The sequence below is a fragment of the Rouxiella badensis genome (assembly GCF_026967515.2).
In the GTDB taxonomy this organism is placed as follows: Bacteria; Pseudomonadota; Gammaproteobacteria; order Enterobacterales; family Enterobacteriaceae; genus Rouxiella; species Rouxiella badensis.
This window is the reverse complement of the sequence record NZ_CP114062.1, coordinates 1,905,663-1,919,673: the sequence shown is the minus strand read 5'-3', so window position 1 is coordinate 1,919,673 and position 14,011 is coordinate 1,905,663. Positions and strand designations below refer to the sequence as shown.

At 55.9% G+C, this 14,011-nt stretch carries 13 protein-coding genes; 8 read left to right on the top strand and 5 right to left on the bottom strand.

What is annotated here, in order from left to right:
• Nucleotides 1-22: 22 nt before the first annotated feature.
• On the bottom strand, nucleotides 23-655 hold the full coding sequence (locus O1V65_RS08990) for a TetR/AcrR family transcriptional regulator (protein ID WP_084913014.1): 633 nt from the start codon (nucleotides 653-655) through the stop codon (nucleotides 23-25).
• Nucleotides 656-780: 125 nt separating this feature from the next.
• On the opposite strand from O1V65_RS08990, the gene O1V65_RS08985 reads away from it, so the two are divergent.
• Nucleotides 781-1,437 (top strand): O-methyltransferase, encoded by a 657-nt coding sequence (locus O1V65_RS08985; protein WP_269130434.1) that lies wholly within the window; start codon nucleotides 781-783, stop codon nucleotides 1,435-1,437.
• Here O1V65_RS08985 and O1V65_RS08980 read toward each other — a convergent pair.
• From O1V65_RS08980 to O1V65_RS08970, 3 genes are all read right to left on the bottom strand, one after another.
• Entirely contained in the window at nucleotides 1,434-2,567 is a 1,134-nt protein-coding gene (locus tag O1V65_RS08980) for an endo-1,4-beta-xylanase (RefSeq protein WP_269130433.1), read from the bottom strand. The two genes, O1V65_RS08985 and O1V65_RS08980, sit on opposite strands and share 4 nt — an antisense overlap.
• An 88-nt stretch (nucleotides 2,568-2,655) precedes the next feature.
• Nucleotides 2,656-3,591 (bottom strand): LysR family transcriptional regulator, encoded by a 936-nt coding sequence (locus O1V65_RS08975; protein ID WP_017492872.1) that lies wholly within the window; start codon nucleotides 3,589-3,591, stop codon nucleotides 2,656-2,658.
• Nucleotides 3,578-3,715 carry a hypothetical protein gene (locus tag O1V65_RS08970; RefSeq protein WP_192504487.1) on the bottom strand — a complete coding sequence of 46 codons (138 nt, stop codon included), beginning with the start codon at nucleotides 3,713-3,715 and terminating at the stop codon, nucleotides 3,578-3,580. Before O1V65_RS08970 ends, O1V65_RS08975 begins: the two co-directional genes overlap by 14 nt.
• On the opposite strand from O1V65_RS08970, the gene O1V65_RS08965 reads away from it, so the two are divergent.
• From O1V65_RS08965 to O1V65_RS08935, 7 genes are all read left to right on the top strand, one after another.
• Nucleotides 3,714-4,979, top strand: coding sequence for an ABC transporter substrate-binding protein (locus tag O1V65_RS08965; protein ID WP_269130432.1), 1,266 nt, complete (start codon nucleotides 3,714-3,716; stop codon nucleotides 4,977-4,979). The genes O1V65_RS08970 and O1V65_RS08965 overlap by 2 nt on opposite strands.
• Before the next feature lie 44 nt (nucleotides 4,980-5,023).
• Nucleotides 5,024-6,007 carry a carbohydrate ABC transporter permease gene (locus tag O1V65_RS08960; protein ID WP_017492874.1) on the top strand — a complete coding sequence of 328 codons (984 nt, stop codon included), beginning with the start codon at nucleotides 5,024-5,026 and terminating at the stop codon, nucleotides 6,005-6,007.
• Nucleotides 6,007-6,852, top strand: a complete 846-nt coding sequence (locus O1V65_RS08955; protein ID WP_017492875.1) for a carbohydrate ABC transporter permease — start codon at nucleotides 6,007-6,009, stop codon at nucleotides 6,850-6,852. The genes O1V65_RS08960 and O1V65_RS08955 overlap by 1 nt, the downstream gene beginning before the upstream one ends.
• Before the next feature lie 37 nt (nucleotides 6,853-6,889).
• Nucleotides 6,890-8,251 (top strand): family 4 glycosyl hydrolase, encoded by a 1,362-nt coding sequence (locus O1V65_RS08950; protein ID WP_017492876.1) that lies wholly within the window; start codon nucleotides 6,890-6,892, stop codon nucleotides 8,249-8,251.
• Between the two features lie 65 nt (nucleotides 8,252-8,316).
• On the top strand, nucleotides 8,317-9,453 hold the full coding sequence (locus tag O1V65_RS08945) for an ABC transporter ATP-binding protein (protein WP_051040084.1): 1,137 nt from the start codon (nucleotides 8,317-8,319) through the stop codon (nucleotides 9,451-9,453).
• Complete coding sequence (locus O1V65_RS08940) at nucleotides 9,450-11,105, top strand: glycoside hydrolase family 13 protein (protein ID WP_084913010.1); 1,656 nt, start codon at nucleotides 9,450-9,452, stop codon at nucleotides 11,103-11,105. Before O1V65_RS08945 ends, O1V65_RS08940 begins: the two co-directional genes overlap by 4 nt.
• The gene (locus O1V65_RS08935) at nucleotides 11,105-12,784 is read left to right on the top strand and encodes a glycoside hydrolase family 13 protein (RefSeq protein WP_227977876.1); all 1,680 of its coding nucleotides are present in this window, start codon (nucleotides 11,105-11,107) and stop codon (nucleotides 12,782-12,784) included. The genes O1V65_RS08940 and O1V65_RS08935 overlap by 1 nt, the downstream gene beginning before the upstream one ends.
• A gap of 7 nt (nucleotides 12,785-12,791) precedes the next feature.
• On the opposite strand, the gene O1V65_RS08930 is transcribed toward O1V65_RS08935, so the two are convergent.
• Complete coding sequence (locus O1V65_RS08930) at nucleotides 12,792-13,787, bottom strand: LacI family DNA-binding transcriptional regulator (protein ID WP_017492879.1); 996 nt, start codon at nucleotides 13,785-13,787, stop codon at nucleotides 12,792-12,794.
• Nucleotides 13,788-14,011: the final 224 nt, after the last annotated feature.

The window sequence follows — 14,011 nt, the reverse complement described above, 5'->3', positions numbered from 1 at the left end:
AAGGTAACATATTTGCCGCGTCTCAACGATGTTGCGCATGTTTCAAATAGGCGCAAAACATATCAGCCATAGCCTCGGCATAGAGTTCGATTTCGTTATCGCTGCGTGGGGTAGAGGAAAATGACTTGCCAACGCGACTCAGCGTGGTGGCAATCAGGTCGCTGACCCGCTGCCGACTCTCGGCGGGCACCGTCGGCAGCGCTTCCTGCATGAACTCATTAAAAATCCTCTCTCCCGTGGCTTTTGCCTCCCGCGCCTCGGGCGCATCGCGGTAAAGCGGTGCCGTATCGCTGAGCGCCGCCCGTATCTCGGCTTCCTCACACTCTGAACGAATGAAAACATGCACCAGCTTACGCAGTCGTTCGGTGGGCGTTTTCGCGTGATTTTGCAGGATATGGCAGAGCATCTCGGTGGTTTGCCGCCATTCGTCGCTCTGTAATCGAAACAGTATTGCTGACTTATTGGGGAAATACTGATAGAGCGAGCCAATGCTGACGCCCGCCGTTTCTGCCACGCGTGCGGTGGTAAAACGGGTTGCGCCTTCCTTCGCTAAAACGCGAACAGCGGCTTCAAGAATGGCGGCGACCAGCTCAGTAGAGCGCGCCTGCTGTGGCTGTTTTCGCGAGGAAACACGCGGGATGGGGCGATGCGTCATGGTGATATCTGAACCCTGGACTGAATGCGATTAGAAAATGTGATGAATTCATCACATTATAAATATGAATGATTCATCACATTTTAGCCTGTGACTCACAGGTGCTCAACCCCAAGAGGATAACCATGACTACCTTAACAACGTCCCCCCTAGCTCCCTTGCTCGACCGCCTGTTTGCTGAAGCGGACAGCGTGACCAGCACAGTGCTGACCTCAGTCTCTGCCAAAGAGCGTGACCGACTGATGCACAGTAAGACCGAATACCTCAGTCTGTATGGACGTTTAAAAGACCTGTGGTTTCCCGTTTCGCGTGACACCGGTGCGCTGCTGTACATGCTGGCGCGGACCTCGAAGGCGCAAAACATTGTAGAATTCGGCACTTCATTCGGTCTGTCGACTCTGCACATGGCCGCGGCGCTGCGTGATAACGGCGGCGGAAAACTGATTACCAGTGAGTTTGAGCCGTCCAAGGTACAGCGCGCTCGTGCACACTTTGTCGAGGGCGGCGTGGCGGACCTGGTTGAAGTCCGTGAAGGTGACGCGCTGAAAACTCTGGCGGTCTCTCTGCCGGAGAAGATAGATCTGCTGGTGCTCGACGGCGCGAAGGCGCTTTACGATGACATCCTGGATTTGCTCGAGAGTCGCCTGAGGGTGGGGGCCATCATCGTCGCTGACGATGCTAGCTACAACGCCGAATATCTGGCCTATGTGCGTTCGGCGGCGAACGGTTATCTGTCGGTTCCGTTCGGCGATGACGTTGAGGTGTCGATACGTCTCGGCTAAAGACGCGGCGGCTGTGCGCCTTCAAAAACATGCTCGACGACCCAACTCGCGGGCTTGATTTCGCCCTGAGGACCAAACACCAGCGGCCGTTGGGCCGGTCGTCCATGGTCCTGAACGGCACCGGCAATATGGGGGCTGTCCCAAACGCCCCAGGTAATGACGGTGGAGACGGCGCGTGTGGCGAGAACCGCCTCGAGATAGCGTTTATAGGTCGCCGCGACCGCATCGTCACGGGCTTGCATCGAACCGTTAAACTGGCTGTCATCGACGTCCAGCTCGGTGACATAAACCGCCAACCCCAGCGCACGTACCGCGAGGATGAACCGCGCAAGCTCCGGCCCAAAGGTGTCGCCGAGGCGTAAATGCGACTGGATGCCAAGCCCATGAATTGGCACGCCGCGTTTTATCAGGCCCTGTAACAGAGTCAGAACCGCGGCACGTCTGCTTTCTCCATAGTGAGTGTCTTTTTCCAGCCCGTAGTCGTTGTAGCACAATACGGCACCGGGGTCAGCCTTATGGGCGGCATGAAAGGCAACGTCGAGATAGCGCGGGCCAAGCATTTGATACCAAAAGGCATTGCGCAGCCCGCCGGGTTGGCCATCTTCCAACTGAATGGCCTCGTTGACGACGTCCCACGAGGCCATTCGGCCGCGATAATGGGCGGCAACGGTGGTGATGTGTGCGTTCAGCACGCTCTCGGCGTTAGTCGGCGTCACGGTTTTGTAGACCCAGTCGGGCAGTGCGCGATGCCAGCAGAAAGTGTGGCCGCGCAGGCGTTGCTGATGGACCTGGGCAAAGGCGGCGAGGGTATCGGCCTGACTGAAATCGTAGCGCTCGGGTTCCGGGTGAACGGTCTGCCATTTCAGGGCGTTTTCCGGGACCAGAATGTCCGCCTGACGGGCGACGACGTCACGGTAAGTCGCATCGGCGTCGAGCTTTTTCGGGTCTACCGCGAAACCAAAGGCAATGCCTTTATCTTTCGCCAGTTGGCGCAAGGGTGAAAAGGGGGCGGCGGCAAAGGATAGTCGGCTACCCATAAAGGGCGCGCAGAGCAGCAAACTCAGGGAGCCGAGAATAAAACCGCGACGACTTGCGGTTGAATTTTGTGTAGAGGTGGGACCTAAACCCATCGTTAACTCCATGAGCAGAATCGAAGGCGCTTATGGTGCTGATAGCCCAAAGACTGCGATGAGAGAGGGCATAGATAAAGTCTATGCATTAAACCAACAAATGGCGGATCTGCTCAATATGTCGGTACATCAGCTCCTGTATCTGTACCACATGCGCGGCATCCGCCTTTTCGCGCATTAAATAGATGCCTACGTTGTAGCGCGGGCTTTGCTGCGTGGTTTGCAGCGCCACGATGTTGTATCGGGCAAAGTAGCTTGCCATACAGCTTGGATAACTTAGCATCACCGCATCAGACTCGTTGATCATGTCCACGGCGGCCATCATCGAGTTGGTCGACCAGATAACCCTTTCTTGCAGATGCATCCGGTTACGCGCCAGCCTCTTTGGCTGCATATCTTCAACCATATGCTGAAAACGCCCCTCATCCGGGGTTAGTTCTACGCAAGGATAGTCCTGTAGATCGAAATTTTCGATCACCCGGCTGCACAGCGGATGCCCACGGCGCACAAACAGGCTGTCGGAGACCCCAAACAGCGGCAGGAAGCTGATCCCCGCCTTGGCATTAAGCCCCTGAATTTCATGGCCGATAAACAAGTCAATGTCGCCGCCGAGCAGCAGGTCCATCAGCCTGAGGTGGTTACCCTGATCGATATGAATATTCACGGTGGGATGCAGCGCCCGGTAGCTGTTGAAGCTGTCGCGCATAAACATGTGCCACCAGGCGTGGCCGGTACCCATGCGCAGACTCTGCACCTGGCGCGCCTTGATAATGGCCAACTTGGCCAGGGTGTTGTCGTAAATCCTCTGCATCATTTGCGCCTGCTCAAGCAGCAGATCGCCATACTCGGTGGTTTTGACGCCGGTCGAGGTGCGTTCTAGCAAAGGAACGCCAAGATTTTCCTCCAATTTCTTCATGTTATGCGTCAGCGTGGGTTGGCTAAGACATAATTTGTTTGCAGCATGACTCACATTTTTGAACATAGCCACTTCGATAAACTGCCGAAGAATTTTATCCACGATCACACATTCCCTTGATGATATAGAGTATTTCTATATCGTAGAGGCGAAAATCAATTTCCGCCAATGTCTCCGCTTCGCTATTTTTCTCGCATGACGGTATTCCCGCCATCACCTGAGAAGAAGCCATGAGAAGAGTGATCCCGGGACTGATTGCTGCCGCGCTGGCCCTGACGTCGGGTTTGACGCACGCTGATACGCTGCGAATGGAATGTCCACCTAGCAAGGAAGGTCGTCAGTTCTGCAACGAGATTAAGCAGCAGTTTGAGGCCCAGACCGGTAATACCCTGGCATTTATCGATCTCCCGCCAGCTTCAAACGAAAAACTATCCTTATTTCAACAGCTATTTGCCGCCAAAGATTCGGGGGCTATCGATCTGTTTCTGGCCGATACCGTCTGGATTGGCGTGTTGAACAAGCATCTGCTGGATTTGACCGACAGCGTGAGCAGTCTGCGCACAGAGGTTTTCCCTGCGGCCCTGCAAAATGATGTCGTCAATGGTCGTGTTAAGGCGATTCCGGCTTATATGGATACCGGTGCGCTCTACTACCGCAAAGATCTGCTGGAGAAATATCACGAACAGCCGCCTGTCACCTGGAGCGACCTGACGCGTATCGCGACCCACATTCAGCAGGGCGAACGCGATGCGGGACATAAAAATTTCTGGGGGCTGGTCTTTCAGGGCAAAGCCTACGAAGGCTTGACCTGCAATGCGCTGGAGTGGGTGGCCTCGCAGAACGGCGGGTCGTTTATTGACTCCCAAGGCAATATCACCATCAATAATGCGCGCGCCGCACAGGCCCTCGACATGGCCGCAGGCTGGATAGGCAAAATCTCGCCGCCCGGGGCTTTGGGCTACATGGAGGAAGAGTCCCGACCGGTATTCCAGAACGGCGATGCGCTGTTTATGCGCAACTGGCTTTATGCCTACACCCTGGCTGAAGACCCGACCAGTCCTATCCGAGGCAAGGTGGCTGTGATGCCGCTACCGAAAAGCGATGACGGGGTTTCTGTCAGTGCGATGGGTGGCTGGCACTGGGCCATCAGCGCCTATACCAAGAATCCCCAGGCGGCTATCGCACTGTTAAAAATTGTCAGCAGCGTTCAGTCGCAGAAAAAGGCGCTGGCATTGATGGGGTGGGCACCTTCGCGCACTGCACTTTACGAGGATCCTCAGGTATTGGCGCAGGCCCCATTCCTTGCCGATTTTAAGGGGATTTTCATGCACGCCTTGCCGCGTCCGGCCACGCAAACCCGCCGTCAGTACGCTCAGGTATCCAATGCAATCTACAACACCACCTACAACGTCTTGAGCGGCAACAGTGACGGGGCGTCCGCCGTCGTGGCGCTACAGCAGCGGCTGGAAATCATTAAAGCCAAAGGATGGCGTTGAATGCAGTCCCCCCTTAACGGAATTCACGGTTTGGAGTCTGATGCATGAAGCAAGAAATCACCTCGTTATCCCTGCCCGGCAGTCAGGCCGGAAGCCGCGTAGCGAAACGCACAAAGCTAAGCTACCGGCTGCGTCGTAGCCGAATTGCCTGGCTGTTGGTGGCACCGGCCCTCCTTCTGCTGGTAGCCACCGCAGGCTGGCCGCTGTTGCGCACGCTGTTTTACAGTTTTACCGACGCCATGCTGGACGCACCCGATGACTACCATTTTGTGGGCTTTGCCAACTATTTTGACCTGAATCAGGGAGGCCACCATTACGGGGTACTGGCCGATCCGCTCTGGTGGCTTGCCGTCGGCAACACCTTGCGCTTTAGCCTGCTGTCGGTCTCGTTTGAGCTGGTGTTCGGTATGCTGCTGGCGCTACTGATGAATCAAAAATTCCGCGGTCAGGGACTGGTGCGAACCGCCATTCTGGTGCCCTGGGCAATCCCGACCATCGTCTCGGCCAGAATGTGGAGCTGGATGTTTCACGACCAGTACGGCGTCGTGAATGACCTGTTGCTCAAGATGGGCGTTATTAGCACGCCGCTGGCCTGGGTCGCAGAACCCAAGCTGTCAATGTGGGCCGTGGTTATCGTTGACGTATGGAAAACCACGCCCTTTATGGCGCTGATGCTGCTGGCCGGACTGCAGCTTATTCCCCGCGATTTATACGAAGCCGCGCGGATTGATGGCGCTAATGCCTGGCAGCGTTTTCGTCGCATCACGCTGCCGCTGATTATGCCGGCGATGATTGTGGCGCTGATTTTCCGCGTGATGGATGCGCTCCGGGTGTTTGACCTTATCTATATCCTGACCTCCAACAGTGAATCGACCCTTTCGGTGTCCGGCTACGCACGTGACCTGTTGGTGAGCTATCAGGAGATGGGATCCGGCTCCGCCGCCTCGGTGCTGGTATTTATGATGGTCGCCGGCATCGCTGCCTGCTTCTTGATGATTGGCCGCCGTAACAGCGGGGAGGCGAAATGATGAGCCTGAAACTGCAACGACAAAAAATGGCCCAGCGCGTGCTGATTTTCACCAGCGCAGCCCTAGCCTGCATTATCTGCCTTTTCCCGTTCTATTACGCCATCCTGACTTCACTGCGTTCGGGGCAAAACCTGTTCAGGGTGGGCTGGTTACCCAACGAGATGAATTGGGGCAATTATGTCACCGCATTGATGGACAGTGGCATCGCTCGCAGCCTTCTCAATTCGGCGATAGTGGCGACCCTGACGGTAGGGCTGTGCCTGCTGGTGTCGATTACAGCAGCATTTGCGCTGGCACGCATTGGCTTCCGTGGCCGTAAGTATCTGCTGTTCACCATCCTTTGTGTGTCGATGTTCCCTCAGATTGCGGTGCTTTCCGGCATGTTCGAGCTGGTGCGTTTCATGGGGCTCTACGACTCACTCGGGGCACTGGTGCTGTCTTACACCACCTTTTCACTGCCGTTCACCATCTGGGTGCTGACCACCTTTATGAAGGCGATTCCCACCGAGCTGGAAGAGGCCGCCATCGTTGACGGTGCCAGCACGTGGACCATTATCAGTCGCATCTTTGCGCCGATCATGGGGCCGTCACTGGTCACCACCGGACTTCTGGCGTTTATCGGCGCCTGGAACGAATTCATGTTTGCCCTGACGTTCGTTATCTCCAGCGGCAAACGCACGGTTCCTGTGGCGATAGGCATGCTTCAGGGCTCCTCTCAGTATGAACTTCCGTGGGGCACCATCATGGCGTCCTCGGTGATAGTCACCTTACCCATCGTGGCGCTGGTGCTTATTTTCCAGCGACGAATCGTCAGTGGATTAACCCATGGCGCAGTCAAGGGCTGATGCCCGAATTACAACTTGCAGGAGAGCAGAATCAACTATGGCTACCAAAATCGTTTTGATAGGCGCGGGCAGCGCACAGTTCGGCTACGGCACGCTGGGCGAGATATTCCAGAGCACAACGCTGTATGGCAGTGAGATTGTGCTGCTCGACATCAATCCAACCGCGTTGGCGGCGACCGAAAAGACCGCCCGTGATTTTCTGGCGGCAGAGGACCTGCCGTTTACCCTGACGGCGACCACCGATCGCCTGACGGCGCTGCGCGGCGCTGAGTTCGTTATTATTTCCATTGAGGTAGGCGACCGCTTTGCCCTGTGGGATCTGGACTGGCAAATCCCGCAGCAGTACGGCATTCAGCAGGTTTACGGCGAGAACGGCGGCCCCGGCGGCTTGTTCCACTCCTTGCGCATCATTCCGCCTATCCTTGACATCTGCGCTGACGTGGCCGAAGTCTGCCCCAACGCCTGGGTATTCAACTATTCCAACCCGATGAGCCGTATCTGCACCACCGTACATCGCCGCTTCCCGGAGCTAAACTTTGTGGGAATGTGCCACGAAATTGCTTCACTTGAGCGCTACCTGCCGGAGATGCTGGGCACCTCATTCGACAATCTCTCCCTGCGTGCGGCCGGTCTCAACCACTTTAGCGTACTGCTGGAGGCTCGTTATAAAGACAGCGGCTACGATGCCTATCCTGACGTGCGCGCCAAGGCGCCAGACTATTTCTCCACTCTGCCTGGCTATAGCGACATTCTGGCTTACACCCGTAAAAATGGGCGTCTGGTGGAGACCGAGGGCAGCACAGAGCGTGACGCGCTCGGAGGCCGCGACAGCGCCTATCCATGGGCAGACCGAACTCTCTTTAAAGAGATCCTTGAGAAGTTCCACCATCTGCCAATCACTGGCGACAGCCATTTCGGCGAATACATTCGCTGGGCTAACGAGGTCAGCGACCATCGCGGGATCCTCGATTTCTACACCTTCTACCGCAACTATCTGGGGCAGGTACAGCCGAAGATTGAGCTAAAACTGAAGGAAAGAGTGGTGCCTATCATGGAAGGGATCCTCACCGATTCCGGCTATGAAGAGTCTGCGGTCAACATTCCTAATAAAGGCTTTATTAAACAGCTGCCTGAATTCATTGCCGTTGAGGTTCCGGCTACCGTCGACCGCAAGGGGATTCACGGCATTAAGGTTGACATCCCGAGCGGCATCGGCGGCTTGCTCAGTAACCAGATAGCCATCCATGACCTGACTGCCGAGGCCGTGCTTCAGGGCTCGCGCGATTTAGTGATACAGGCGCTGCTGGTGGATTCGGTGAACGACAAATGCAGGGCGATTCCTGAGCTGGTGGACGTCATGATCTCGCGCCAGAGTCCTTGGCTCGATTACCTGAAATAAGCCGCATTGCTGCACCCATGCCGGCGGACGGCCGGCATTTCATTATCATGGATTTGGAGAACAATATGGCGCAATTGACGTTAGACAAAATTCAGAAACGCTACGGTGCCAACGCGGAGGTTATCCACCAGCTCGACCTGCATATCAACAGCGGGGAGTTTATGGTGGTGGTCGGGCCTTCCGGCTGCGGCAAGTCTACGCTGTTGCGCATGATTGCGGGGCTTGAGGAGATAAGCGGTGGCGGCATGTATATCGATGGCCATTACGTCAACGATGACAGCCCGGCCGAACGCGGTATCGGCATGGTGTTCCAGTCCTATGCACTTTATCCGCATATGAGCGTTTACCAGAATATGGCCTTTGCCCTCGAGCTGGCGGGCCATTCCAAATCAGAGATTGACCAGCGCGTGCGGGAATGTGCACGCATTTTGCAGCTGGAGAAGCTGCTGGAAAGGCGGCCGAAAGACCTGTCCGGCGGCCAGCGCCAGCGCGTGGCGATTGGGCGAGCTATCGTCCGCGAGCCTCGTTTGTTTTTGTTTGATGAGCCGTTGTCGAATCTGGATGCGTCGCTGCGCGTGCAGATGCGCATGGAGGTCGCGGCGCTGCATAAGCGGCTGGGCGTGACCATTATTTATGTTACCCACGATCAGGTGGAGGCGATGACGCTGGCTGACCGCATTGTGGTGCTTAACAAAGGGAAAATTGAACAGGTCGGGACGCCTCTTGAACTCTATGACCACCCGGCTAACGAGTTCGTGGCTCAGTTTATCGGTTCGCCAAAAATGAACCTGATTCCGGCAACGCTGCGCCAGTCCGGTGAACGGCAAAGCGTGGTCGAACTGGACAACGGCAAGACGCTGGTGCTGCCTGTCGCGACCCCGGCGTCGGCACAGGGTCGAAGCGTTAACATCGGCATTCGCCCTGAGCATATTCGCAGCGGTGACGCCGCGCAGTGCGAATATCAGGGGGAAGTGAAGTTTGTTGAACAAATGGGCAATGAAACCTTGCTGTATTTGGACAACGGCAACGCGAGCGAACCCTGGGTGGTGCGCCATCCTGAACGCTCTGCTATTCGCGTGGGCGCGACGGTGGGGGTGCGGCTGCCGGTTGAGTGCTGTTATCTGTTCGACAGCCAGGGGCAGGCGTTTCAGCGTATCAAGGTAAAAAGTCACTCATCGGTCCCGGAGGCCCTCACGCTATGACGGATAGAAAGACGGCGGAAGCCTGGAAAGAGGCGGTGGTCTATCAGGTTTATCCGCGCAGCTTTATGGACAGCAACGGTGACGGTATTGGTGACCTGGCTGGCATTATTGGCAAGCTCGATTATTTGCAGCAGCTGGGCGTCAATCTCCTGTGGCTCTCACCGGTTTATCGCTCGCCGATGGACGATAACGGCTATGACATCTCGAGCTACGAGGACATCGCCGAGGTGTTTGGCACCCTGCAGGAGATGGAACGCCTGATCGCCGAGGCGAAAGTGCGCGATATGGGTATTCTAATGGATCTGGTGGTCAATCACACCTCCGACGAACATCCGTGGTTTCTCGAGGCACTAAAGTCAACGAACAGCCCTTATCGGGATTTTTATATCTGGCGCAAACCCGCAGCAGACGGCGGACCGCCCAACGATTTCCGCTCCTACTTTGGCGGCAGTGGCTGGACGTTCGACATTGCCAGCGGTGAATACTATTTCCATCAATTTTCCAAACGGCAACCGGATCTCAACTGGGATAACCCGCAGGTACGAGAAGAAGTGCACGCGATGATGAATCGCTGGCTCGACAAGGGGATCAGTGGCTTTCGGATGGACGTTATCGACCTGATTGGTAAAGACGTTGACAGACAGGTGATGGTCAACGGCAAGAATCTGCATCAGTTCATCCACCAGATGAACCGCGCCACCTTTGGGCATCGCGACTGTGTGACGGTCGGTGAAACGTGGAGCGCAACGCCGGAAGATGCGCTGCTCTACAGCGCCGAACAACGCGAAGAGCTGTCGATGGTGTTTCAGTTTGAGCACATCAAACTGTTCTGGGACGAGCATGACGGCAAGTGGTGCAATAAACCCTTCAATCTGCTGCGCTTCAAAGAGGTTATCGACAAATGGCAGCGGGCATTGGCCCATCAGGGCTGGAACTCGCTGTTTTGGAGCAATCACGACCTGCCGCGGGCGGTTTCTCGCTTTGGTGATGATGGCCGCTATCGTGTCGCTTCGGCAAAAATGCTCGCGACCGCGCTTCACTGCCTGAAAGGCACGCCTTATATCTATCAGGGCGAAGAGATTGGCATGACAAACGTGCGCTTTGCCAGCATTGATGACTATCGCGATATTGAAAGCCTGAATCTTTACCGCGAGCGGACGGAGGCTGGCGTCAGCGATGCGCAGATGATGGAAGGCATCTACGCCAATGGGCGCGACAATGCGCGAACGCCGATGCAGTGGGACAACAGTCCGCATGCCGGTTTTACTCAAGGCACACCCTGGATTGCGGCTAATCCTAATTATCAGCAGGTGAATGTGGCGGCGGCGCTGGCCTGTCCCGACTCTATTTTTTTCCACTACCAGAAGCTGGTGGCGCTGCGAAAAAAACTGCCGTTGCTGGTGCACGGTGATTTCCAGCAGATCTTCGCCGACCATCCTCAGGTCTTTGGCTGGCTGCGTAGGTTCAACGGTCAGACGCTGGTGGTCATCAACAATTTTACCCCCGAGCCCGTCACGCTCGACGTGCCTGAGGCGATGCAGGGAAAACAGGGGACCTGCCTGATCACCAACTCTTCACCGCGCGTGCGGCTGCCAGCCAGCCTGGAGCTGCAACCTTTTGAATCTTTTGCTTTATTACTGGAGAGGTCGTAATGGCGAACTGGTGGAAAGAGGCCGTGGCCTACCAAATATATCCACGCAGCTTTAAAGACAGCAACGGTGATGGCATCGGCGATTTGAACGGCATCACCGAGAAGCTCGATTATCTACAGGATCTGGGCATCGACCTTATCTGGATTTGCCCAATGTACAAATCGCCTAACGATGACAACGGCTATGACATCAGCGATTACCAGGACATCATGACCGAGTTCGGCACGATGGCGGATTTTGACTGCCTGCTTGCGCAGGTTCACGCCCGCGGCATGCGGTTGATCATCGACCTGGTGGTCAACCATACGTCGGACGAACATCCGTGGTTTATCGAGTCACGCGCTTCGCGTGATAACCCGAAGCGTGACTGGTACATCTGGCGTGACGGCAAAAATGGCGCAGAGCCGAATAACTGGGAGAGCATTTTCAACGGCTCGGCCTGGAAGCACAGTCCGGAGACCGGACAGTACTTTCTCCACCTGTTCTCCGAACGCCAGCCGGACCTTAACTGGGAGAACCCGGAGGTCCGTTCGGCCGTATACGCGATGATGCGCTGGTGGTTGGACAAAGGCATTGATGGTTTTCGCATCGACGCGATATGCCACATGAAAAAAGAACCGGCCATGAGCGACATGCCCAACCCGCTGGGGCTGCATTTCGTGCCCTCATTCGAACGCCACCTCAACTACGACGGGCTGCTTGATTACGTCGACGACATGAGTGAGCAGGTGTTCAAACGTTATGACATCGTGACGGTAGGGGAAATGAACGGCGCCTCGGCCGAGCAGGGAGAAGACTGGGTGGGCGAGGCGCGTGGCAGGCTGAACATGATCTTCCAGTTCGAGCACGTCAAGCTTTGGCAGGACAGCCAGGGAGGCTTGCGCGAGCCGGAGCTGGACGTTCGCGGTCTGAAAAACATCTTTACCCGCTGGCAGACGCTGCTCGAAAACAAAGGTTGGAATGCGCTGTACGTTGAGAATCATGACCTGCCGCGGGTAGTTTCCGGCTGGGGCGAGGTGTCGCGTTATCGGCGGGAAAGTGCGACGGCAATTGCCGCGATGTATTTCCTGATGCAGGGGACGCCCTTTATTTATCAGGGGCAGGAACTGGGCATGACCAATACGCATTTTGCCAGTCTGGATGATTTTAACGACGTTGCGGCCAGAAGGCGTGCCACTGAAATGCTCAGGCAGGGGATCGATGAGAAGGCGGTTCTGTCGTTCCTGAGCCGCAATGCGCGCGACAACTCGCGCACGCCGATGCAGTGGGATGAGAGCGTTAACGCGGGGTTCAGCACCGCCCGGCCCTGGTTCCCGGTGAACGCCAATTATCGTGAAATTAACGTTGCGCGTGAGCGAGAAGATGCCGATTCAGTACTCAATTTCTACCGTGCGCTGATACGCCTGCGTCGCCAGAAGCCGGTGCTGGTTTATGGCCGCTATGAAATTCTGCTGGCCGATCATCCTTATCTCTACGCCTATACCCGCAGTCTGGACCACCAACGGGTGCTGGTGCTGTGCAATATCAGTGCCTTGACTCAGGATGTTGACGCGAATCAGTTAGCGCTGGAAGGCTGGCAGCCGCTGCTGGGGAATTATTCGAATCAGGGAGAAAGCCAAAAACTGCGGCCTTATGAGGCAAGGATTTACCAGCGGCATGAAGCGGCCGAACTCCGCTAAATAAGCCTTAAATCGATGCGCGATGCAGCCAGGGGCTCGCCACGCGGACCGTCTCGCGATGGCTATCTCCGTTGATAATGTGCAGCGCACTCAGGCGACCAATCTCATAATGGGGGAGCTGTACGGTCGACAGCGGCGGCAGAAAAAGGTCGCCAATGCCGACCATATTGTCATAGCCCAGCACGCCGACATCGGTGGGGATACGGATGCCGTGTGAAAGCAAGGTCTGATAAACCAGGAAGGCGATACGGTCGTTGCCACAGATTACGCAGTCAAAGGTCGGTTTGCCCTGCGGCATCTGGGCCTCGATCATCGCCGGAATGTCCTGGTAGTGAGCGTCACCGTCCTGCATATAGCAATGTATCCACGTCTCGGGATTTAGACCCGCCTCGAGACCGGCGCGAGTCAGCCCCTTTTGGCGACGAACGGTTGCCAGACGGGCAAAGGGCAGGTGCAGGCACAGGGGGCGACGATAACCCGCCTTCAGCAACGCTTTGACACCTTCATACTGACCCTGCTCATCGTCAGGAATATAGCTGGCCACCGGCTGGTGCAGACTTTCACAGTTTGCCAGCACACAGGGCAGCGTCAGGAGCTTGGCGGGAACCGGGACCTGTCGCAGGCCCATGGTGGTGTAAATTATCCCGCCCGGGCGGTGGGAGAGCAGCAGATCGACAATCTTTTCCGGACTGTCGTCGGAGAACATGTTGACCACAAAGCTGTTCCATCCGTGGGCGCGGGCTGTTTCTTCAATGGATAAGGCTATCTCAACCGAGAAGGGGGTTGTCACCGTGTCCAGCGCCAGCACACCGATCGTTTTGGGCGTGGCGCGTGCACCACGGATTTTTTTGGCCGACAAATCGGGGACGTAATTTAATTCGTTAATTGCGGCCTGTACGCAGGCAAGCGTGTCAGGTCTGAGCCTTTCTGGACTGTTTAAGGCCCGCGATACCGTCATTAACGATACGTTTGCCCGCTTTGCCACATCTTTTAACGACGCCATGAGTACCTGTCTTGATTGGAAAGTGTCTGGCCAATGCCCCTGTCTGCATCAGGCTATACAACTCACTTTATGATGTAAAAGGATGCGGCGATATTTTTGTTCACCGTCATCTCCCTGAGGAGTCTTTAAACATGACGTTAAAATTTGATCATGCTCCCAATTGCACTATGTTAACGTTAACTTGTGTGATTAACATCATGTATCGCCGCAAAAGCAGGTGAGGG